At 61.2% G+C, this 22,155-nt stretch carries 19 protein-coding genes; 8 read left to right on the forward strand and 11 right to left on the reverse strand.

Features of this window, described 5'->3' with window-relative positions; genetic code table 11:
- Positions 1 to 8: 8 nt before the first annotated feature.
- Positions 9 to 3,299 (reverse strand): YhdP family protein, encoded by a 3,291-nt coding sequence (locus tag PRI8871_RS10935; RefSeq protein ID WP_108886266.1) that lies wholly within the window; start codon positions 3,297 to 3,299, stop codon positions 9 to 11.
- Between the two features lie 85 nt (positions 3,300 to 3,384).
- Between PRI8871_RS10935 and PRI8871_RS10940 the strand changes: the two genes are divergently transcribed.
- The 5 genes from PRI8871_RS10940 to PRI8871_RS10960 all read left to right on the forward strand — a co-directional run bounded on the left by PRI8871_RS10940 (position 3,385) and on the right by PRI8871_RS10960 (position 7,156).
- Positions 3,385 to 3,846 (forward strand): peroxiredoxin, encoded by a 462-nt coding sequence (locus tag PRI8871_RS10940; RefSeq protein WP_108886267.1) that lies wholly within the window; start codon positions 3,385 to 3,387, stop codon positions 3,844 to 3,846.
- A 2-nt stretch (positions 3,847 to 3,848) separates the two neighbouring features.
- Positions 3,849 to 4,646, forward strand: coding sequence for a ferritin-like domain-containing protein (locus tag PRI8871_RS10945; protein WP_108886268.1), 798 nt, complete (start codon positions 3,849 to 3,851; stop codon positions 4,644 to 4,646).
- Between the two features lie 185 nt (positions 4,647 to 4,831).
- On the forward strand, positions 4,832 to 6,145 hold the full coding sequence (locus PRI8871_RS10950) for a M23 family metallopeptidase (RefSeq protein ID WP_108886269.1): 1,314 nt from the start codon (positions 4,832 to 4,834) through the stop codon (positions 6,143 to 6,145).
- The gene (locus PRI8871_RS10955) at positions 6,135 to 6,635 is read left to right on the forward strand and encodes a bactofilin family protein (RefSeq protein ID WP_108886270.1); all 501 of its coding nucleotides are present in this window, start codon (positions 6,135 to 6,137) and stop codon (positions 6,633 to 6,635) included. Before PRI8871_RS10950 ends, PRI8871_RS10955 begins: the two co-directional genes overlap by 11 nt.
- Before the next feature lie 107 nt (positions 6,636 to 6,742).
- Entirely contained in the window at positions 6,743 to 7,156 is a 414-nt protein-coding gene (locus PRI8871_RS10960; RefSeq protein WP_108886271.1) for a VOC family protein, read from the forward strand.
- Between the two features lie 9 nt (positions 7,157 to 7,165).
- Here PRI8871_RS10960 and PRI8871_RS10965 read toward each other — a convergent pair whose 3' ends face one another.
- The 10 genes from PRI8871_RS10965 to dusB all read right to left on the reverse strand — a co-directional run bounded on the left by PRI8871_RS10965 (position 7,166) and on the right by dusB (position 19,838).
- On the reverse strand, positions 7,166 to 7,750 hold the full coding sequence (locus PRI8871_RS10965) for an HNH endonuclease (RefSeq protein ID WP_108886272.1): 585 nt from the start codon (positions 7,748 to 7,750) through the stop codon (positions 7,166 to 7,168).
- 205 nt (positions 7,751 to 7,955) lie between these two features.
- Positions 7,956 to 9,230 (reverse strand): GTPase HflX, encoded by a 1,275-nt coding sequence (hflX, locus tag PRI8871_RS10970; protein ID WP_370742004.1) that lies wholly within the window; start codon positions 9,228 to 9,230, stop codon positions 7,956 to 7,958.
- On the reverse strand, positions 9,227 to 9,466 hold the full coding sequence (hfq, locus tag PRI8871_RS10975) for an RNA chaperone Hfq (protein ID WP_108886273.1): 240 nt from the start codon (positions 9,464 to 9,466) through the stop codon (positions 9,227 to 9,229). The genes hflX and hfq overlap by 4 nt, the downstream gene beginning before the upstream one ends.
- A gap of 128 nt (positions 9,467 to 9,594) precedes the next feature.
- Complete coding sequence (locus tag PRI8871_RS10980; protein WP_108886274.1) at positions 9,595 to 11,109, reverse strand: TrkH family potassium uptake protein; 1,515 nt, start codon at positions 11,107 to 11,109, stop codon at positions 9,595 to 9,597.
- A gap of 7 nt (positions 11,110 to 11,116) precedes the next feature.
- A complete protein-coding gene (gene trkA, locus PRI8871_RS10985) occupies positions 11,117 to 12,493 on the reverse strand; it encodes a Trk system potassium transporter TrkA (protein ID WP_108886275.1) in 1,377 nt (458 codons plus the stop codon).
- A 127-nt stretch (positions 12,494 to 12,620) separates the two neighbouring features.
- Complete coding sequence (gene ntrX, locus PRI8871_RS10990; protein ID WP_108886276.1) at positions 12,621 to 14,030, reverse strand: nitrogen assimilation response regulator NtrX; 1,410 nt, start codon at positions 14,028 to 14,030, stop codon at positions 12,621 to 12,623.
- Between the two features lie 9 nt (positions 14,031 to 14,039).
- A complete protein-coding gene (locus PRI8871_RS10995) occupies positions 14,040 to 16,301 on the reverse strand; it encodes a sensor histidine kinase NtrY-like (RefSeq protein WP_108886277.1) in 2,262 nt (753 codons plus the stop codon).
- A gap of 98 nt (positions 16,302 to 16,399) precedes the next feature.
- Positions 16,400 to 17,770, reverse strand: coding sequence for a response regulator (locus tag PRI8871_RS11000; protein WP_108886278.1), 1,371 nt, complete (start codon positions 17,768 to 17,770; stop codon positions 16,400 to 16,402).
- Complete coding sequence (locus PRI8871_RS11005; RefSeq protein WP_108886279.1) at positions 17,770 to 18,858, reverse strand: two-component system sensor histidine kinase NtrB; 1,089 nt, start codon at positions 18,856 to 18,858, stop codon at positions 17,770 to 17,772. Before PRI8871_RS11005 ends, PRI8871_RS11000 begins: the two co-directional genes overlap by 1 nt.
- Positions 18,855 to 19,838 (reverse strand): tRNA dihydrouridine synthase DusB, encoded by a 984-nt coding sequence (gene dusB / locus PRI8871_RS11010; RefSeq protein WP_108886280.1) that lies wholly within the window; start codon positions 19,836 to 19,838, stop codon positions 18,855 to 18,857. Before dusB ends, PRI8871_RS11005 begins: the two co-directional genes overlap by 4 nt.
- Positions 19,839 to 20,013: 175 nt before the next feature.
- Between dusB and PRI8871_RS11015 the strand changes: the two genes are divergently transcribed.
- The 3 genes from PRI8871_RS11015 to PRI8871_RS11025 are packed head-to-tail and all read left to right on the forward strand — an operon-like array spanning position 20,014 to position 22,105.
- Positions 20,014 to 21,144 (forward strand): bifunctional 2-C-methyl-D-erythritol 4-phosphate cytidylyltransferase/2-C-methyl-D-erythritol 2,4-cyclodiphosphate synthase, encoded by a 1,131-nt coding sequence (locus PRI8871_RS11015; RefSeq protein ID WP_108886281.1) that lies wholly within the window; start codon positions 20,014 to 20,016, stop codon positions 21,142 to 21,144.
- The gene (locus PRI8871_RS11020; RefSeq protein WP_108886282.1) at positions 21,141 to 21,629 is read left to right on the forward strand and encodes a phosphatidylglycerophosphatase A family protein; all 489 of its coding nucleotides are present in this window, start codon (positions 21,141 to 21,143) and stop codon (positions 21,627 to 21,629) included. Before PRI8871_RS11015 ends, PRI8871_RS11020 begins: the two co-directional genes overlap by 4 nt.
- On the forward strand, positions 21,626 to 22,105 hold the full coding sequence (locus PRI8871_RS11025; protein ID WP_108886283.1) for a CinA family protein: 480 nt from the start codon (positions 21,626 to 21,628) through the stop codon (positions 22,103 to 22,105). The genes PRI8871_RS11020 and PRI8871_RS11025 overlap by 4 nt, the downstream gene beginning before the upstream one ends.
- The last annotated feature ends 50 nt before the right edge of the window (positions 22,106 to 22,155 follow it).

Raw genomic sequence — 22,155 nt, forward strand, 5'->3', positions numbered from 1 at the left:
GAGCGCCTTTACTGGGTCAACTTAGGGGGCGGGCGCCGGAAAATTTCACGGAACAGCCCCGGTGTCAAAACGGAAAGCGGGTTGACCGACACTTTGGGCGCGTCCGCACTGCCTTTGATATTGAAGTTAAAGCCGAACAGCCCCTCGCCCTTACGGGCAAAAACCTGCCCCACCGCGTTGATCATATAGATCGGCGACAGCACGCCCTGCATATCGAACTGGCGGCTGGCAAGGTTGTAATACCCATCCAGCGACACGCCCATCGACGGGCCGATCGCGCTCGATTGCGTCAGGATCAATTGGTTTGGGTTCAGCTGAAACTGCGCCTCAACCTCGGTGAATTCGATCCCCGGCCCGTTCAATTGGTCGATCAACCCGACGATGCTGATCGCATCCAGAAGCGAACCAATGGCGGGCGCATCCCGCAAGCTAACCTTGCCGATTTTCAGCGTGCCATTGTAGGTGCCTTCCGCGCCGGTAGGCACCAAGGTCAGATCCAGAACACCATTATAGGCCGTCTTGAAGAACCCCGCCGAACGCAGCACGCCCCCCGCATCCGTCGATTGCAGGCGAAAGGCGCTGCCCTTGGCTTGCGGGATGACCGCGCCCGACAGGGCTGTGCCGCCATTGACCTTGCCGGTGAACTTGCCCGACAGCCCGCCGCGCGTGGTGAATTCGCCGCGAAACCCGTTCAGGGCCAGCCCGTCGCTGACCTGAAGCTTGTCCAGCGCCAGTTGAATGGGGCCGCTGGCCGAGGCCGCGCTGCCTCCACCGCCGCTTGATGCGAACTTGGCCCGGCGCAGATCGACCGTGCCGCCGCGCACCACCACTGCCGGGGCCGCGCCAACGCCGCGCCCAACCAGATCAACCGGCGCATCCAGCCAGCCGCCAACCCGCACCCGGTCCAGCCGCAGCCGGTCCAACGCACCATTTGCCGCCAGTGCCACCGTGCCCGAGGCCGACAGCCCGCCGCCTTCCAGTGCGATGCGGTCAATGACGGGCGGCGTGGACAGACGGCCCGTCACCTCAAACGATCCGGTTTGCGACCGCCCCAGCGCCCAGCCGATGCTGGGAATGCTCATCCCCAAGCCCGCCAGATCGGACCGCAGCGCAAATTCAGGGGCCGCGCCTTTGGCGATGGTCGCGGTCAGGCGACCCCGGCCCTGCCCCTGCACCAACCCATCAGGCAGGCGGATGTTCAAACCGGCCAAGGTTGTTTGCGAGATCGGCACCTCGGCGTCCAATTGGCTGGGCTGGCCGGGCGTATCTGTCGGTTGCCGCCAAGTGCCGGTGACCGGCACGCCATCCATCTGCGCCGCGCCCGAAACCGTCACCTCTTGGCGGTTGGCGGTTATCTGCAAGGCATCGGCGGTCAGGGTGCGGCCCTTGATCAGTTGATCGCTGCGCACGTCTTGCGCGGTCGCGGTGAAATCAAATCCGATGTCCTTGGGCTGCAACCCTTTGACCATCTGGAAGTCCAGATTGCCCCGCGCCACCACATCCCCGCTGGCCATATCGGGAGACAGCCCGGCCTTGGACATCAATGACAAGGGCGGCAGATCCAGCAGCGTCAGCGCATCGGCAAGCGCCCCGCGCCCTTTCACCTGCACCTGCGCCGGGCCCTTTTTGATCGTGATATCGGGCAGGATCACCGCCGACCCCGCCACATCCAGCAATCCGCCTGCGCCGGGATCAATCGCGCCTTCTTCGACCATCACGACCAAACGATTGTCATGGATCGTCAACCGACCCGCCCCGCTTTGCAACGGCGGCATATTGCGCGAAAACTTGACGATTGCGTCTTCGATACCGGTGTCAAGATAGACCACGGGTCGTTCATCCGGGTTGGCCCGCATGGCGACAACCGCATCGGCAAAGCGCCCGCCAAGCACGCGGGTCGCGACCCAGTCACGGGCCTTTGGTTCTAGTGACAGGGGCCAAAATGCCAGAATGCTGGACGGGGTGGCATGTTCCAGCCCTGCATCAATGGACGCCGCCCAACCATCGCGCATCGCCTTCAAATCGCCCGAGATCCGCGCCTCTAGCAGATCATCGTCAATATACATCCGCCCCAACGTGAACTGGAACGGGTCGAGCCGCAGGCGAAAATCCATCTCGGCCCGCGACAAGGACACGGGCGTTTCCAGAAATCCGTCGGCCTTGACCTCTAGCCCCGACAGATTGAACTGACCGACCATTTCCGTCGGCAACCCGCTTTCCATCCCCACCATGACGGCCTTGCCATCGGCAGTGGCGCGGCCCCATGGGCTATCCACCTGAATATCGTCGAAACTCAGCGTCTGTGCCGCCGAGTCATAGGTGAAATAGGTGCGTGCGCCCTGAAACGGCAAAGGCCGGGTTTCGTTGTTCGGTTGCAGCACCCCCTGCCCGATTTGCAGCGTCGCGCTTAGCGGTCCAAGCGTGCCATCTGCGAACATCTGCGCCCGCAGCGCGCCCGAGATCGGCGCGCGCAACGCCTCAAGCCAGGCCAGCGCCGGGCTTTGCGCGCCAATGTCCTGCGATGGCATGTTTTGCAGCGTAAAGCCAAAGCTGGCATCGGCTTTGCCGATGTCGCTCTGGGCGCTAAGTTCCAATGTCGCAACATCACTACCGCCGGTCAGCACGGCGAAATCCCCGCGGAGCGATACGGTGGTCTTGTTGCGCGTCAGCTCCATCCGGCCACCATCGACCGTCCAAGCCTGCCGGGCACGGGCATCTTCATAGCGGACGGTCATGGCGTTCACCGCAACCAGATCCAGATCGGCCAAGCGGCGATGCGCAAGCGCGGCATCAAAGGCCCGGATCAAAGACGGAATGTCCGGCAAGGTGCCTTCGCTGGGAATCACGTCGCCAAAGGATAGCCCAAGCCGCCCTTGCACATCGCGGCGCAGCGTCACGAAGGCCCCCGACAGCGACACGCGTTGCAACGATATCCGCCCGCGCATCAACGCCTCAGGCGCAAGGCCAAAGGTCAGATCCGTCAGTTCGACAATCGGATCGCCATTGGCCGTGGCCACATCAACATTGACCAACCGGACCTGGCCGAATTCTTCGGGCGTCAGCGACAAGGTCAAATCGCCAAAGCTGATGCGCATATCCGGCAGTTCTGCTGAAATCCGTTTTGATATCTGGTTGCGCACCCAATCGGGCGCGGTCACTGTTTGCCCGACAAAGGCAAACACGACCACCGCCGCGCCGGACAGAAACACCGCCAGCGACAGGACAAGCCAAAAGCCCCCACGATGATGGGCCCGCCGCCGCACCTTGGGCGACGATGTTGATGGTTCGTTATCCGACACTGGATACCTTGCCTTGCTGCATTAAACTTGCCCGTAGCCTGCCTTTGTGAAAATGAACTTATCCCAACACGGAAGGAGACAAAATATGGCTGATGATCTGAAACAAGCGCCGGATTTCACCTTGCCGTCCTCATCGGGCGAAGATGTGACCCTGTCGGCCCTGCGCCCGGCCCCGGTGGTTCTGTTCTTCTATCCACGCGATAACACGCCCGGTTGCACCACCGAAAGCATCGGTTTTTCCGAAGCCCTGCCGCAGTTCGAGGCCGCAGGCGCAAAGGTGTTTGGCATTTCCAAGGATAGCCTTGCCTCGCACGACAAATTCATCGCCAAGAAAGACCTGACCGTGCCGCTGCTGTCGGATGAACATGGCAGCGCCTGCGAAGACTTTGGCGTTTGGAAAGAAAAATCGATGTACGGCAAGACCTTCCTTGGCATCGAACGGTCGACCTTCCTGATCGGCGGCGATGGCCAGATCCTGCGCGAATGGCGCAAAGTCAAGGTTGCGGGCCACGTAGACGAGGTGCTGGACGCGGTGAAATCGCTGTGACCATGACGCTATGCGATATGGCGGTGGACGTGTTGACCACCGCCGACGGTCGCGAAAAGACGCGCAAATCCAAGGCCTATGCCAAGGCTTGGTTCGATGCCCGCGAGGCTGGCACGCCGCTAGAGATTGGCCGCGCTACGCCGCCCCTGCGCCCGTCGCGCCCGGACCGGCCAGAACTGCTGGACCCGCGCGATGTGCCCAAGCGCAAACCCGGAAGCCCGGCGGGCCGGATCGCGCTGCTGCATGCTGTGGCGCATATCGAACTGAACGCGGTTGACCTGCATTGGGACATCATTCCGCGCTTTGCCCATGTCAAAATGCCAATGGGGTTCTACGACGACTGGGTGAAATCCGCCGCCGAAGAATCAAAGCATTTCAATCTGATATGCGATTGTCTTGAATCTGAGAACAGTTTCTACGGCGCCCTTCCTGCCCATGCTGGCATGTGGCGCGCCGCCGAAGACACGGCGGATGACTTCATGGGCCGCCTGGCCGTGGTGCCGATGGTTCTGGAAGCGCGCGGGCTGGATGTAACCCCCGGAATGATCGAGATTTTCCGCAAAGCCAAGGCCACACAAGCGGTTGAGGCGCTGGAAACCATCTATGCAGAAGAAGTGGGCCATGTGGCCTATGGATCAAAGTGGTTTCACTTTCTTTGTGGGCGGCAAGACCTTGATCCAAAAGACGCTTTTCACGAACTGGTGCGCAAATACTTCCACGGGGCGCTGAAACCTCCCTTCAACGAAGAAAAACGCGCCGAAGCGGGCCTGCCCCCCGATTTTTACTGGCCACTGACATAGCAAGAGTGCCGCAGAGACCGTTGTTATCGGCGATTTTTCGCCACATCGGCGCTTTTCAACTCACGGACGAGAATCAAAAGCCCAAAATTGTTGCCAAAATGTGAATGTCTGGTAACTACCTTTCTCAAGGTGGCCTACGGGGACGAGAGCCGCCAGCAGCTTGGGATGGGATAGAGGTACTGTAAGTGCGTACAAGCCTCGCAATTAAAACGCATGCGCTGATGGAACGATTGTTCCCCGAGCGCAGACTTTTTCTACGATCTGACACGGACACACGGTTCATCCGTCTGCGCTCTGAAACGCAGGCCGTTGCCTTCCTGACCGCGTCATTCGTTGTGGCCTGGGCGATCATTGCCACTGCCGTATTGCTGATGGACAGCATCGGCGCTGGCAATTACCGCGAACAGGCCAAGCGCGATCTGGAAACATACCAGATGCGCCTGAACGATTTGTCGCAAGAACGCGACTCTCGCGCCGCTGAGGCGGTCGCCTCGCAGGAACGGTTCAACTCGGCGCTTGGTCAGATCTCGGTCATGCAGACCGAACTTCTGCGCTCTGAGACCCAGCGCAAAGAGCTGGAGACCGGTCTCGACGTGGTGCAAAGCACCTTGCGGGATGTGATGAAAAAACGCCAGTCGCTGGATACCGAACTGGCCTCTCTCAAGGATCAGATCCAAGGCGGATCCGCCGGTACGGCGATTGCCAATGCTGCATCCGATGAAACCATCGACATCATGGCAAACGTTCTGGCGGAAACCGCCGCTGAACGTGACAAGGTCATCGCCGACGCGAAGGATGCCCTGCGACGCGCCGAAGATATGGCCTATGAAATCCGCCTGATGGAAGAAAAGAACGACCGCATCTTCCGCCAACTGGAAGAAGCGATGACCGTTTCCGTCAAGCCGCTGGACAAGATGTTCGAAGCTGCTGGCATGGACCCGGATCGCATTCTGGGCGAAGTTCGCAAGGGCTATTCCGGTCAGGGCGGCCCGCTGACGCCGCTGTCGCTATCGACCCGCGGCGAAGAACTGTCGCAAGACACGCTGCGCGCCAATCGTATCCTGAACGAAATGGACCGGCTGAACCTCTACCGCATTGCGGCGCAAAAAGCGCCCTTCGCCGTGCCGATCAAGGACTCGTTCCGGTACACAAGCGGCTTTGGTCGCCGCTGGGGCCGCATGCATTACGGCACCGATTTCGCCGCGCCGCATGGCACGGCAATCTTCTCAACGGCTGATGGTGTGGTCACCCATGCTGACTGGTCCTCGGGCTACGGTCGCCTGATCAAGATCCAGCATCAGTTCGGAATTGAAACACGCTACGCCCATTTGTCGAAAATTCGCGTGAAAGTCGGGCAAAGAGTCTCGCGCGGGGACCGTATCGGTGATATGGGAAACAGCGGACGGTCAACAGGCACCCATTTGCATTACGAAGTGCGCGTGGGCGGCGAAGCCGTAAACCCCATGATCTATATCAAGGCTGCGAACGATGTTTTCTAAGAGCAAAATCAACGAACCAGGTCCGAAGGCCGACGACGCTGCAAAACCGGCAACCTCTGAGGCAACGGCAACCGCCGCTCCGCGCCCGGCTGAGTTCAAGGCAGCCGCCCCCAAGGCAAAACCGCCGGCATCCATTCTGTCCAGCGATCTGCACATCACCGGGAACCTCAAAACCACCGGCGATATTCAGGTCGAAGGCACGGTTGAGGGCGACATCCGCGCGCATCTGCTGACCATCGGCGAAAGCGCAACGATCAAAGGCGAAGTGATTGCCGATGACGTGGTCATCAATGGCCGCATCGTTGGCCGTGTCCGTGGCCTGAAGGTTCGCCTGACCGCCACCGCGCGCGTTGAAGGCGACATCATCCACAAGACCATCGCGATTGAATCCGGTGCCCATTTCGAGGGCTCGGTTCAACGTCAGGATGACCCGCTGACCGGTGGCAAATCGCCCGTTGGCAGCGCAGCCCCGGCCGCACCGCAGGGCTAAGCCGCGCGCGCAATGACTGTCAAAGGGCTTCGCATCGCGGGGCCCTTTTGCTTTGTTGGAAATGGTTTGGGCGGCTTGCCCGGATAAGCAACTGACGAAGGCCCAAGATGATTTCTTACGTCACTGTCGGCGCTGACGATATCGCCCGCGCCAAGCGGTTCTATTCCGCCTTCCTGCCCGCGCTTGGCTATGACTGCCATGAGGGGCCAGAGGGCCTGAGTTACGTGCTGCCCGCCCAACCCGGCCAGCCCGCACCGCCGGATTTCTACGTCAAGCCGCCCTTTGACAAGCGCGGCGCATCGGCAGGAAACGGAGCGATGGTGGCCTTTGAGGCACGCAACCAGCGTCTGGTGCGCGACCTTCATGCCGCCGCTTTGGCCGCTGGCGGCAGCAACGAAGGGCAACCGGGGTTCCGCGCGTCTTACGGCCCACGCTTCTACGTGGCCTATCTGCGCGACCCGCAAGGCAACAAGATCGCCCTCTACTCCAGCAACCCAGAAGATCCGGGCCGCGACGGCTAAGGCCGACTGTTACGCCTCCAGCTCTGCGTCCCAGTACAGGAAGTCGATCCAGCTTTCGTGCAGGTGGTTCGGCGGGAATTTCCGGCCCACGTTGCGCAGCTCATCCGTGCCGGGTTGGCGTGGGGGTTTGCGCAGGCTCATGCCCGCGCGTCGCAGGCTCTTGGAGCCTTTGCGCAGGTTGCAGGGTGAACAGGCCGCAACCACGTTTTCCCAGCTGGTGATGCCCCCTGCGGCGCGTGGCACCACGTGGTCAAAGGTCAGATCGCCCTTGGCCCCGCAGTACTGGCAGCGGAATTCGTCCCTCAAGAAAAGATTAAAGCGCGTGAATGCCACGCGCCTTTGAGGTTTTACAAAATCTTTGAGAACGACCACCGACGGGATCCGTATGCTCATCGAGGGGCTATGGACGACTTCGTCATACTCCGCCACGATATCGACCCGATCCAGAAACGCCGCCTTTACCGCATCCTGCCAAGGCCAAAGGGATAACGGATAGTAGGACAAGGGCCGATAATCCGCGTTCAGCACCAATGCAGGATGCTGCTTTAACGCGCCCGGCTCTCGGACAAAACTGGTTCTGAATTCAACGTTCATTAGGGACTCCGCCTCCGCCCTGTCTGCCGTCTACAGCACCAGAGCGGGACATCCCGCCCCAGCCATGTCAGCCACTATATATCGCGGGATGCCAAGGGCAAGCCCCGCAAAATGCTGTGTCGCATCAGGGCTATCGGCCTTTTGTAACGTGGTGGTGAACCCGGCCCGGCCCTGCACGAAAAAGCGGCAGGTTCGGGCCTGTCTTTTACAGTCGGTTGAACTGATGCTTGTCCTTGTCGCTCCAACGGACAGTCAGGGTATACCCGTTTTCGTCCTGCGACTCCTCCAAGATCAGGCCCTTTTCGAACAGCCACGCACGGCGGCGGCCATCGCTATAGGGAACGGTCAGCGTATCGGTGCGCTTTTCGGCGCCCAAAGCCTTGGTCACCGCCAACAGGAACTGCGGCAACCCATCGCCAGTAATGGCCGAAATCGGCAGGATCGACGGTTCGCGCTCGGCCCGCTGCATCAGCGCATCCCGCGCCTCAGGGTCCAGTCGGTCGATTTTGTTCCAGACCTCAAGCTGCGGCGTTTCTTCGTCCACGCCAAGCGAGTCGAGGATTTCGCGCACGTCCTTGGCCTGAATTTCGGATTCTTCGTGGCTGATGTCGCGCACGTGCACAATGACATCGGCGGCCAGCACCTCTTCCAAAGTGGCACGGAACGAGGCAACCAGTTCCGTCGGCAGATCCGAGATAAAGCCCACCGTGTCCGACAGGATCACCTCGGGGCCGTCCTCAAGCTGCACCGATCGCATGGTCGGATCCAGCGTGGCGAACAGCATGTCCTTAACCAGAACCTCGGCCCCGGTAAGACGGTTGAACAGCGTCGATTTCCCGGCGTTGGTATAGCCCACCAGCGCGACAATCGGATAAGGCACCTTGGCCCGCCCTGCCCGGTGCAGCGTGCGGGTCTTTACGACCTTTTCCAGCTGCTTCTTCAGGCTGACCAATTGTTCATCGATCGCACGGCGGTCGGCTTCGATCTGGGTTTCGCCCGGACCACCAACAAAGCCCAATCCGCCCCGCTGCCGTTCAAGGTGCGTCCAGGCCCGGACAAGGCGCGTGCGCTGATAGGTCAGCGCGGCCATTTCAACCTGAAGCACCCCTTCACGGGTGGCCGCACGGTTCGAGAAAATCTCAAGGATCAGCCCTGTCCGGTCCAGAAGCTTAACGCCCCATTCCTTTTCAAGGTTGCGCTGCTGAACGGGGGTCACAGGGCCGTCGACCAGAACCAGGTCAATCTCGGCCTCTTTGAATTTGGCCTTCAGTTCAGCGATCTTGCCAGAACCAAAGAGCATTCCCGCATGCGGTTTGGGCAAGCGCACCGTTTCCGACCCGACCACCTCAAGATCGGGCAAGGCCGCAGCGAGAGCTACGGCCTCATGTAGTGCGTCGATTGCTTTCCGGCCTTGGCGGTCAGCGTGAATATCGGGATGCAGGACCCAAGCGCGGGTCACATGCGTGTCAAGTTCGTTCAATTAGAATCGTCACCATCATACAGGTTGATCGGCTGCGCCGGCATGATGGTCGAAATCGCATGCTTATAAACCAGCTGCGACTGGCCATCACGGCGCAGTAGTACACAAAAGTTATCAAACCAAGTAATGACGCCCTGCAATTTAACGCCATTAATAAGGAAAACCGTCACCGGGACTTTCGTCTTACGGACATGGTTCAGAAACGCATCCTGTAGATTTTGTCTGTCCGAAGCCATTGAAATTGCCTTTATTCTTCTGAGTGCCAATACCGGCACGCCCTCGTATAGCCTTAAGTATGTCGCGCGACCACGGGATATTCCAGACCCAAAGCACTGTTTTTTTCGTCAACGGTCACGCTTTGGCGTCAATTGCGCCAAAGATCAGGCGTCAGCATCACAACGATAGCCAGCATTTCAAGGCGTCCCAGCACCATCGCCAAGGCCACGACCATTTTCGGAGCATCGGGCAAAGCACTGATATTTATGCTGACGTCCGCCGCCGCCGCGATCAGCGGCCCGGTGTTGGTCAGGGATGCAACGCTTAGCAGGATCGACTCTTCAAAGCCCACGCCAAAGAAGGCCAGCGCCAGCGTCAGGCCGGAAATCGTCATGGCGAACATCATAAAGAAGACCCAAGCGATGAACCCGCCTTCGCGCCGGATCCGCCGGGAAATCGCACCGTGACGCGGCATCGAGGACGGGTGGATCATCTTCTCCATCTCGCGCACCCCGTTGAGGTAAAGCGCGAAAACCCGGAGCAGTTTCACCCCGCCTGCCGTGGTGGCGACACCGCCGCCGATCACCGCCAGCCCCATCAGGATCACCCCCGGCGTGCTCAGGCCAGACCACGTCTGCGCCTCAGCCCAGTCGGCGCTGACAAACCCTGTGGTGCTGAGGAAGGACAGAACGGTAAAGACGCTGCCCCAAAAGGCACGCAAGCCCGCCAGAACATCCTGTTCGCTGCCCACTTCAAACGACGCAAGAAAATGGCGCAGGAATAGCAGAACCGGCACGCCCACCACGATGGCCAGCCCCATGCGGAACTCTGGGTCTTGGCGCAGACGCGTTTGCGCCATGCGGCCTGTGTCGCTGGAAAAGGTCAGGCGCGACAGGGCAAAGAACATGAAGCAAAACAGGATCGCCTCGCCGACCATACCGCTTGGCGCGGCGGTCAGCCCGCCGATGGGCGAAATGCCCGAGGTCGACATAACCGACATCGCGTGGCTGATGGCCACCAAGGGCGGATCGCCAGCCATCAACAGCATGATCCAAAGCGCCAATGTCAGCCCGCTATAGATCGGCACCAAGGCATGGGTCGAGCGCAAGACGCGCTTGGCCGGGTCGGCGTAGTCGGCATGGGCCGCGCCCGAGGCCAGCGACTGCCCCGGCTCGCCGCTTGCCGTCACCTCAAACCCGCCCAGCGTCAACGGGGCCAGAATGGCCGCCGCCGCGATCCACATCAGCAAACCGCCCATCCAGCCGACCTGCGCCCGCCACAGATGTTCCGCCGCCGACAGCCGCGCCGCCTCATAGAGGGTGGCACCGGTGGTCGTCAGGCTAGACACCATTTCGAAATAGGCATTGAGGTAGGTCGTGGATTGTACCGCCTCATAGAACGGCACCGCCAGCAACAGGGGTAGACCCGCGAAGACCCCCAGCAGGCCCAAAAGCTGACGCAGGGCGCTGCGGTTATGTTTCTGACCTGCCATCGCCACGGCCACCAAGCCCGTCGCCACCAATCCGGCCAGCCCGCTATAGAAAAAGCTGCGGGCGTCATGGAATTCATTCAGCGAAAGCGCCACGGTTGCCGGTACCCACATCGAGACCGAAACCAGCCCCGAGATCAGCAGAAACAACGGCAAGGCAAGCATGTGGCGCATGGCAGCCTCAGAAGAAGTCGATGGAGACCTGTAGCAGGCGCTCCACTTCGGGCACGTCTTTGGCCAGAGCGAACAGAACGATCTTGTCGCCCTCTTCCACCCGCAGCGTGCCGGACGGTTTCAACACTTTATCGCCCTTCAGGATCGCGCCGACCAACACGCCTTCGGGGAAGTCGATATCGCGCACCGGCTGGCCCGCGATGGGCGATGTTGACAGCACTTCGGCCTCGATCACCTCGGCCTCGGCATCGCCGACGGAATACACGGCCCGCACGCGGCCATGCCGGATGTGCCGCAGGATCGAGCTCACAGTCGTGGCGCGCGGGTTGATATAGGCGTCGATGCCCAGCGGTTCCATCAAGGGGACAAGCGTCGGGTCGTTGATCAGCGCAATCGCCATCTTACAGCCCGCCGCCTTGGCCCGGACCGCCGCCAGCATGTTGGTTTTATCGTCGTCGGTCACGCACAGGATCGCATCGGCGCGGTCGATATTGGCCTCGGCCAGTAGCGCCGCATCCAACCCGTCGCCATGCAGTACAATCGTACGTTCCAGCAGATCGGCGGCCTTTTCGGCCACTTTGCGGTCACGCTCGATCACCTTGGCGCGGACGCGGTCGGCGCGGGTTTCCAACTGGCGCGCCACCATGCGCCCCACATTGCCGCCGCCTACCAGAACAACGCGTTCCTGTTTGCGGTTGTCTTTGCCGAACACCTCAAGCGTGCGGCCTATGTCATCGGCATGCGCGACGACATAGCACGCATCGCCGGGGAACAGCTGATCACTGCTTTCGGGCGCGAACAACGTCCCTTCCCGGCGCACACCAACCACGACCGCCCGCAGGGTCGAGAACAGATCGCTCAGCTGTCGCAACGGCGTGTTCACGATGGGGCAATCTTGGTCGATGACGATGCCCATCAGTTGTACGCGGCCATCAAGAAAGGATTCCGTATCGAAGGTGGCAGGCGCGGCCAGCCGTTGCAACGCGGCGGCGGCGACTTCGCGTTCGGGGCTGATCACCACGTCAATCGGCAGGTGATCGCGGCGATAGAGATCCGAATAGATCGCCGTCAGATAGCTTTGCGACCGCAGACGCGCGATTTTGCGCGGAATGGAAAAGACCGAATGCGCCACCTGACAGGTGACCATATTCACCTCGTCCGAATAGGTTGCGGCGATGATCATATCGGCATCGCGCGCCCCGGCCCGCTCCAGAACATCAGGATAAGATGCAAACCCGGCAATCCCCTGCACATCCAGCGTGTCGGTCGCCCGACGCACCAGATCAGGGTTGTTGTCGACCACCGTCACGTCGTTGCTTTCGCTGGAAAGATGACGCGCGATCTGCCAACCGACCTGGCCAGCGCCGCAGATGATGACTTTCATGACATACGCCTTTCGCTGCCTTGTGCCGTTGCTTGGCAGTCGCGGCACGTCCCGTCAATGGCCTTTTGCCCGGTCCCGTCCGAGGCCGAAGCCTCGGGGCGGAACTGTGCCGGAATTCAAGCTTTGCTTAATCCGCAGGCTCTTCTTCGATGCGGGCGATGCGGGCACCGGCCTTTGACGTGGTCACCACACCCAGCGATTTCAGCTTGCGGTGCAAGGCGCTGCGCTCCATCCCGACAAAGCTGGCGGTGCGGCTGATGTTGCCGCCAAAACGGTTGATCTGGGTCAGCAGGTATTCACGTTCAAACGCTTCACGCGCCTCGCGCAGCGGCAGCGTCGCCAGCGTGCCCGACAGGATCACCCGGCCCTCTTCGTCCTCGCCTGAGGGTTTGTCTTGCGGCAGTTCGCTGGCCTGAATTGGGCCAGAACCATCGCCAAGGATCAGCACCCGTTCAATCAGGTTCTTCAGCTGGCGCACATTGCCCGGCCAGACCATCGTTTGCAAAAGGGCCACGGCGTCTTCGCTCAGATCGCGGCTGGGCAGGCCTTGGCTTTTGTTGCACTCGGTAATGAAATGCGACGCCAAGACCGGAATGTCTTCACGCCGGTCTTCGAGCGAGGGCACGGCAATCGGCACCACGTTCAGACGGTGATACAATTCCTGCCGGAAGGTGCCTGCATCGATTTCTGCCTCAAGATCGCGGTTGGTCGAGGAAATGACCCGCAGATCGACACGCACCTTGTCGGCGCCGCCAACGCGGTGGAACTGTTGATCGACCAACACGCGCAGGATCTTGGATTGCGTGCCAAGCGGCATATCGGCCACTTCGTCGAAATAGATCACGCCGCCATGCGCCTGCTCCAGCAGGCCCGGTTCAATCCCGCGGTCGGCGGTTTCGCGGCCAAACAGCACCTCTTCCATGGTCTCGGGCGACACGCCCGCACAGTTGACCGTCACAAAAGGCCCATTGGCGCGGTTGGAATTGGCATGCACGTACCGCGCGGCGACCTCTTTGCCGCTGCCCGCCGGACCGCTGAGCATCACGCGGCCATTCGATTTGGTGACCTTATCAAGCTGCCCCAGCAAGGTGCGGAAAGCCGCGCTATCGCCGATCATCTGCGCGGTCTGCGTATCGCGGCGCTTGAGCTTGACGTTCTCGCGGCGCAGACGCGACGTTTCCATCGCCCGCCGGATTACGACCAGCAATTGATCAATGTTGAACGGCTTTTCGATGAAGTCATAAGCACCCTGCTTGATCGCCGCGACCGCGATTTCAATATTGCCGTGGCCTGAAATGATCACCACCGGCACATCTGGGTTGTCGCGCTTGACCGCCTTCAGAATGTCGATCCCGTCCATCTTGCTGTCTTTCAGCCAGATATCGAGGATCAGCAACGCGGGCGGTTCGGCATTGATCTCTGCCATCGCTTCGGTTGAATTGCCTGCCAATCGGGTCGTAAACCCTTCGTCTTCAAGAATATCGCCGATCAGTTCGCGAATGTCGCGTTCATCGTCAACAATCAGAATATCACTCATGTCGCCCCCTTAAACCTGTACTTCCAATGTCTTAGTGCCGGATTTCGGCTGTAGTTTTTGCGGCAGCCTGACCACGGCCATCGCGCCCACATGATCGTTTCCGTCAAAGACCGGAGCGTCTTCCAGCGCCAATGTGCCGCCATGCTCTTCGATGATCTTCTTGACGATCGGCAGCCCAAGCCCTGTGCCCTTGTCGCGGGTGGTCACATAGGGTTCGAACAGCCGGGCCCGATCTTCGGGCAGGCCGACACCATTGTCGGCAATGCGGATTTCAATCCGCCCCTCGCGGACATCACAGCCCACGCGAATTTCTGAACAGAAGTCGTCCCCGACGCCTTTTTCCCGCAGGCTTTCAATCGCTTCACCCGCGTTTTTGATCAGGTTGGTCAGCGCCTGCCCAATCATCGTTGCATCCACATCGGCCAGCATTTCGCAATCGGGAATGTCCTTGCGGAACATCACATCGGGCTGCCCGGCCTCTTGCAGAACCACCGCATCGCGCAGCAAGGCCACGACGTTTTCTGTGCGGGTTTCGGGTTCGGGCATTCGGGCGAATTTTGAGAACTCATCCACAATGCGGCGCAGGTCATTGGTCTGGCGAATAATCACAGCGGTCATCTGATCCAGATCATCGGCGTCATCATCGTCCAGAACTTTGCGGAACTTGCGCTTGATCCGTTCCGCCGAAAGCTGGATCGGCGTCAGCGGGTTCTTGATCTCATGGGCGATGCGGCGGGCCACGTCGCCCCAAGCGGCCATCCGCTGCGCGCTGACCAGATCGGTCACATCGTCAAAGGCAATCACGTAGCCTTCAAGGCTGCCGTCTTCGCGGCGGCGCGTGGACACGCGGACCAGCAGATGTTCCAGCCGCCCGACGCGCGACACCTTAGTTTCTTCCTGCGCGACCTCTAGCCCTTCGTCGCGCAAGCGTTCGAACAGCGGGCCGAATTCGGGGACTGCCACATGAATGTGCACGCTTTCATGGTTTTCATGCCAGCCCAGCAGACGTTCCGCCGACCGGTTCACAAAGGTCACGCGACCCTGCGCATCCAGTCCCACCACGCCCGATGTCACCGACCCAAGCACCGAGTCAAACACCCGCTGGCGTCGTTCGATCTGGCCGGTGTTGTCCAACAAGGTCTGGCGCTGCACCTTGAGCTGCCGGGTCATCTGGTTGAAGTAGCGGCCCAGCATGGCGATTTCGTCGTCGCCGTCTTCCTCGACCACCTGCACATCCAGATCGCCCGCGCCCACGCGCTGCGCCGCCCCGGTCAAGCGACCCACCGGACGGCTAAGGCGTTCGGCGAACCACAGGCCAAGCCAGATCGCCGCCAATGTCAGCAGCATCGCGAAGCCCAGATAGAGCAGCGCAAAGTCAAACAGCCGCCGCCCCCGTTCGCTTTCCTGTTGCTGGTAGAACCGCGCGGTTTCCTGCGTCTCATCCAGCAGGTTCAGAATGTCGCCATCCACTTCACGGCTGATGTACAGATACCTGTCGGCAAAGGCGTCCAGCGGGACCAAGGCACGGAATTCGTCGTTGTCCCAGTCGGCAATCAAAGCAATACCGTCGCGGGTCGCGGTTTCGAAATCCGCGATGGAAGGCCGTTCGTAATCAAACAGATAAGACCGTTCGCCCCGCGCTTTGATATCGCCGTCACTGCCGATCACATAAGCTTCGCGCAGACCGCGCTGAATTTGCGCCTGCCCCTGTGCGAGGATCTGCCGCAATTCGCCATCATCGACCACCAGCGCCGACCGGCGCGACGCATCAAGGTACGCGGCCAGAACACGCGCGTCCTGCGCCAAGGCGTCATGATGTTCGGCTTCATAGTTTTCCGCCGCCGCAAGCGACGCGCCAACCACGTTGCGCACCCGTTCGGAAAACCACGTCTCAAGCCCGATGTTGATGGTCAAAACGGCAAACACCGCAACCGTGATGCTGGGAAGCAGCGCCATCAGCGCAAAGACACCCGTCAGACGCAGGTGCAGGCGCGACCCCGCCGATTGCGCCCGACGCGCCGCCACCATGCGGGCAACCCGTTGCAGGACCAGCCCCGCAACCACCAGAACGTAAACGAAATCAGACAGAAGGATCAGCCGCAGCCCCAGCGCCGATCCACCCTGATCGAGGGGGCCAAGCGCCAGAAACGTCGCCACTGCCAGAATTGGACCAAGGGTCACCAGACCCAAGGTCGCAAAATTCTGTAGACGTCTTTGACGCCGAAGCCGGCTAAGCCGGTCCCACGTCAAGGTGCGTGCCCTTGTGGCCACAGCCCGACCTCACAAAAATGTGCCGCATCAGCGACGAACCGCAATATGTCGTGGTTCTCGTGTGCGCGATGCAACACGGCCACGGTTATGTGGCTCTTTTACATCAACTTGCGTCGGCGTGTCACCTGAATATCGAGGTCCGAGATTTTTTTCCGCAGGGTATTGCGGTTGATGCCAAGCAAATCGGCGCATTTCGCCTGATTCCCGCCGGTGGCGTCTAGCGCAATCTCAATCAACGGTGCCTCCACTTCGCGCAAGATCCTTGCATACAGCCCCGGCGGCGGCAGCATATTGCCATGCAGATCGAAATAGCGGCGCAGGTGGCGGGCCACGGACGCGCCCAGCTTTTCGCTATCACCGCCGCGCAGAACCGGGCCCATTTCGGGCTGGTTGCCCAAGACGGCCTCAACCTCGGCGCGGGTGATTTCCTCGGCGCGGCTGGTCAGGCTCAGACGGCGCACGGCGTTTTCCAACTGGCGCACGTTGCCCGGCCAGCTATAGGCGCGGAACAGTTCGCCCGCGTCATGCGACAGCCAGCGTTTCGGCGCGCCATCGCGTTCGCAGCGCTGGAAGAAGTGATCGGTCAGCAGCACGATATCGTCGACCCGTTCGCGCAGGCTTGGCACTTCGATCGTGGCCCCGCCCAGACGGTAGAACAAATCCTGCCGCACACGCCCTTGATCCATGGCATGGGCAAGATCTTCTTGGCTTGTGGCCATGAAGCGCGGCACATGTTCGCCCGGCACATCCATCATTCGGACGATACGGGCCTGAATTTCTTCGTCGATGTCGGTGATTTCATCAATCAACAGCGTGCCGCCCTTGACCCGCGCCAGCACCCGCGCAGGGCCTTCCAGATCGGCCAGATCCGAACTGGTGACGGTGACAAACGGCATGGACCGGCGATCCGAAAAGTCGTGAATGGCCCGCGCGATCAAGGACTTGCCCGTACCGCTTTCACCCGAAATCAGCACCGGCAGGTCAGTGTTCATCACCCGCGCGACAAGACGATACAGCGCCTGCATCGCGGCGGTTTTACCCACCAGCGGCAATTCATCGGGCGCATCGACATTCTCCACCGGTTCCGACCGGGACGGCGCGCGTTGGCTTTGCTCCAATGCGCGCGCGGTGCGTTTCATCAGGTCCGGCAGGTCAAACGGCTTGGGCAGATAGTCATAGGCCTGCGCCTCGGCCGCCTGAATGGCGGTCATGATGGTGTTTTGCGCCGAAATCACGATCACCGGCAGGTCCGGGCGGTCTTGGCTGATTTTCGGCAGCATTTCCAGACCGTTGCCATCGGGCATGACCACGTCGGAAATGACTACGTCGCCTTTGCCTTCCCCGATCCAGCGCATCAGCGTGGTCAGCGATGAGGTCGCATGCACTTTACACCCGGCGCGAGTCAGCGCCTGTGTCAGAACCGTTCGGATTGTCCGGTCGTCATCAGCAACCAGTACTGTACCGTCCATCAGCCTTGCTCCTTCGCAATTCGGGGGGCCCTTGGCAGGGAAATGCGGAACACGGTGCGGCCGGGCACGCTGTCTACGGAGATCCAGCCGTCGTGGTCCGAAATGATTTTGCTCACCAGCGCCAGCCCAAGGCCGGTGCCGTTTTCTTTGCCCGATACGAACGGGTCAAAAATATCGCCTTTGATGTCCTGCGGCAGACCGGGGCCATCGTCGATGATCTCGATCTGAAGCGGCAGGGATTGCCCCTGCCCGTCCGCGCGGCGCAGGCGGAAACTATGTTCATAGAACGTGTGCAGGCGGATCTTGCCGCCTTTGACATCCGCCGCCTCAGAGGCGTTTTTCACAAGGTTCAGAACCACCTGAAGCAATTGATCCGGGTCGCCATAAGCCATGGGCAGCGAGGGGTCGTAATCCTCGATGATCTGCATATGCGCACCAAAGCCCAGCAACGCCGAGCGGCGCGCGCGATCCAGAACGTCGTGGATGTTCACCTCTTTGCGGTCCGGAGCGCTTAGGTTTCCGAACTGTTCGACCTGTTCCAACAGTTTCACAATGCGGCGGGTTTCGGCGACGATCAGATCGGTCAGTTCCAGATCGTCCTTTTCCAACCCCATCGACAAAAGCTGCGCCGCCCCGGCGATCCCCGCCAAGGGGTTCTTGATTTCATGGGCCAGCATTTCAGCCATGCCGATGGCCGACTTGGCCGCCGATTTCACCGAATGGCTTTGCGTCATGCGCCCGGCCAGTTCGCGCGGGCTGATCAACATCAGCATCCAGCCCGGACGGCCAGACACTGGCGCGATTTGCAGATTGCACACCAAGGGCGGGCGCGATCCGGTGCCGACATCCACATCGTTGACAAATAGCGCCGTGCCATTGCGGCGGGCGCGGGCAAGGCTTTCCTCAAGCGGGTCATCAACCGCCAAACGGTCCCAAATCGGCTGACCTTTCAGCCACTTGGCCGAATTGTTGAAGAACCCTTCGGCGGCCGGGTTCAAATCGGCGATCTTTTCATCCGGGTCCAGCAGCACCGCGGGCACCGGAAGCGAGGCCCAAAGCATCATGTCTTCGGTCGCAAGGTCGATCATGCCGCCGCCCTTTCGCTATCGGAGATCGCGCCGGGCAGCGCCTTCAGCACTTGGGCCGCATCGCGCGATGTCAGGATTTCGCGGCGCAAGGCCGCCGGGGTCGAAGCATTGTCCATGTACCAACCAAGATGTTTGCGCGCGACCCGGTTGCCCAGATCCGCGCCATAGAACCCAAGCATCGCCTCATAGTGCGTTGCGATCATGTCGGCCAAAGCAGCGCCTGTCGGAATTTGCGGCGCATCGGCCCCGAACAGCGCATGGGCGATTTCCGCCAGCGCCCAAGGCCGCCCCTGCGCCCCGCGACCAACCATCACGCCCTGCGCACCAGACTGGTCCAGCGCGGCGCGGGCGGTGGCGGCGTCGGTGATATCGCCGTTGGCCACAACCGGCACATTGACCGCCTGAACCACATTGGCAATCGCCGCCCAATCGGCAGCGCCTTTGTAAAACTGACAGCGCGTGCGCCCGTGAATCACGATCATCTGCACGCCCGACGCCTCGGCCCGGCGGGCCAGATCGGCGGCGTTCAGGCTGTCATCATCCCAGCCCAGCCGGGTCTTGAGCGTGACAGGCACATCCACCGCGTCCACCACCGCATCAATCAGCGTCAGCGCATGATCCAAATCGCGCATCAGGGCCGAGCCGGAATAGCCGCCCACGACCTTTTTCGCCGGACAGCCCATGTTGATGTCGATGATCTTGGCCCCCATGCCTTCGACCATACGGGCCGCCTCGGCCATGGTGGCTGCATCGCGGCCTGATAACTGCACCGAGGTATTTTCCACCGTCGCGCCCAATTCGGCCTTTTCGCGGCTGCCGGGGCGGTCTGTCAAGAACTCGCCGCTGGCGATCATTTCCGACACAACCAGCCCCGCCCCGAATGAGGCGACCAACTGCCGAAACGGCAAATCGGTGATTCCAGCCAGCGGCGCCAGCAGAACAGGAGGTGAGACTGAGGTGGTTGCCAGCTTGAAAGACAAGCGCCTATTCCTTGTGCAGATAGTTCTGAGCTACCCGGACCCTTGCCAACATTCAATAATTGGCGGGCACTTGGCAGGCAGCTCGGGGTGGTGTGCCTAATTTTTAATCATACAGCCCGGATCGCTTGCTTGCCAGCCGTACAAGGCATAATCAGCGCCCAAAGGAAAAAGTGCCATGACAATTGCCGTTCTTATCGTCGCCGCAGGCCGCGGAACCCGCGCAGGTGGCGCCCTGCCCAAGCAGTGGCGCACTGTTGCCGGACAGCCGGTGGCCCGCTGGACGGTTCAGGCCTTTCAGGCGGTCGGGGCGGTGACCATGGTGATCCACCCCGATGACCGCGACATCGCCACGGCAACCCTTGCCGGGCTGGACGTGCGGCTGGTCGATGGTGGCGCGGATCGGGCAGGCTCCGTCCGCAACGGGCTAGAGGCGATGGCCGAAGACGCGCCCGAACTGGTGCTGATCCATGACTGCGCCCGCCCCTGCGCGGATCACCCGCTGATCCAAGGCGTGATCGATGCGCTGGCCAGTCACGACGGGGCTGCCGCCGCCCTTGCCGTGACCGATGCCCTTTGGACCGGCGACGGCGGCGCGGTCACCGGCACCCGCGACCGGACCGGGCTTTATCGCGCACAGACGCCGCAGGGGTTTCGCTATGACAAGATCCTGGCCGCCCATCGTGCCCATCCCGGCGGTGCAGCCGATGACGTTCAGGTCGCCCGTGACGCGGGCCTGACCATCGCGATCACACCCGGCAGCGAACGGAACCTCAAAATCACCGGCCCCGAAGATTTCGCGCGGGCCGCCAAACTTCTGGAGAGCCGAATGGACATTCGCCTAGGCAATGGCTTTGACGTGCACGCCTTTGAAGCCGGCGACCATGTGTGGCTGTGCGGCGTGAAGGTGCCCCATACCCACGCGCTGAAAGGCCATTCCGACGCCGATGTCGGCATGCACGCCGTGACCGACGCCATTTACGGCGCCTTGGCCGAAGGCGATATTGGCCGCCACTTCCCGCCCAGCGATCCGCAATGGAAGGGCTGCGAAAGCCATGTGTTTTTGCGCCATGCGGTGGAACTCGCCACCTCCAAAGGCTATGTCATCAACAACGTTGACTGCACCTTGATTTGCGAACGCCCCAAGGTTGGCCCCCATGCCGCCGCGATGATGGCCCGCATGGGCGAGATCATGGGCCTGCGCCCCGATCAAGTGTCAGTCAAGGCAACCACCTCGGAACGGCTGGGCTTTACCGGCAGAGAAGAGGGCATCGCCGCAATCGCAACAGCCACATTGGTGAAAGCATGACCCATCTGATCGCCACCTTCTTCCGCGTCGGCCATATGCGCCCCGCCCCCGGCACTTGGGGATCGCTGGCTGCGCTGCCATTTGCTTGGGCGCTGCATATGGCGGGCGGCTTTCCCCTGCTGGCCATCGCGACCGTGCTGGTGTTTGGCCTTGGCTGGTGGGCCACCGCCGAGGAAACCCGCGACACAGAAGACCATGACCCGTCCGAGATCGTTATCGACGAAGTCGTCGGCCAGTGGATTGCCATTTGGCCGGTCAGCTTTGGCGCGGCGATGATGGGCGTTGACGTGCTGCGCCTCTATCCCGGCTGGATCGCAGGCTTTGTCCTGTTCCGCCTGTTTGACATCTGGAAGCCGTGGCTCGTGGGCTGGGCCGACCGTCGCGGCGATGCGCTTGGCGTGATGCTGGATGACGTGATCGCGGGTGTCTTTGCTGCCGTCGTTTCGATCATCTTGGCGGGCCTGTCGCACGGGCTGTTGATGTGACACAGGATCTGGCCACCCAGCTTCTGGCGCTCGCTACTGAAAAAGGCGCGACCGTCACCACCGCCGAAAGCTGCACCGGCGGCATGGTCGCCGCCGCGATCACCGATATCGCCGGATCGTCGGCGATCTTTGAGCGTGGTTTCGTGACCTATTCCAACATCGCCAAGCAAGAGATGCTGGGCGTGTCGGCGGCCACGCTTGAGGCCCATGGCGCTGTCTCCGAAGAGGTTGCCCGCGAAATGGCCATCGGCGCGCGCAACGCGGCAAACGCCACCGTCGCCGTGGCCATCAGCGGCATCGCAGGCCCCGGCGGATCCGAGTTCAAACCCGAAGGCCGCGTCTGCTTTGCCACGGCAACCGCCCAAGGCACCACCAGCGAAACCATCGAATTCGGCGCCCTTGGCCGTGCCAATGTCCGGGCTGAGGCCACGAGTCGCGCGCTTTCGCTGCTGCTCACCGCACTGTCATCCATCTGACGCATTTTTCCGCACTCACCCAAAATAACGCCCAATTTTTGTGCAGTTTT

The sequence above is a fragment of the Pseudoprimorskyibacter insulae genome, from assembly GCF_900302505.1.
GTDB classification, from domain to species: domain Bacteria; phylum Pseudomonadota; class Alphaproteobacteria; order Rhodobacterales; family Rhodobacteraceae; genus Pseudoprimorskyibacter; species Pseudoprimorskyibacter insulae.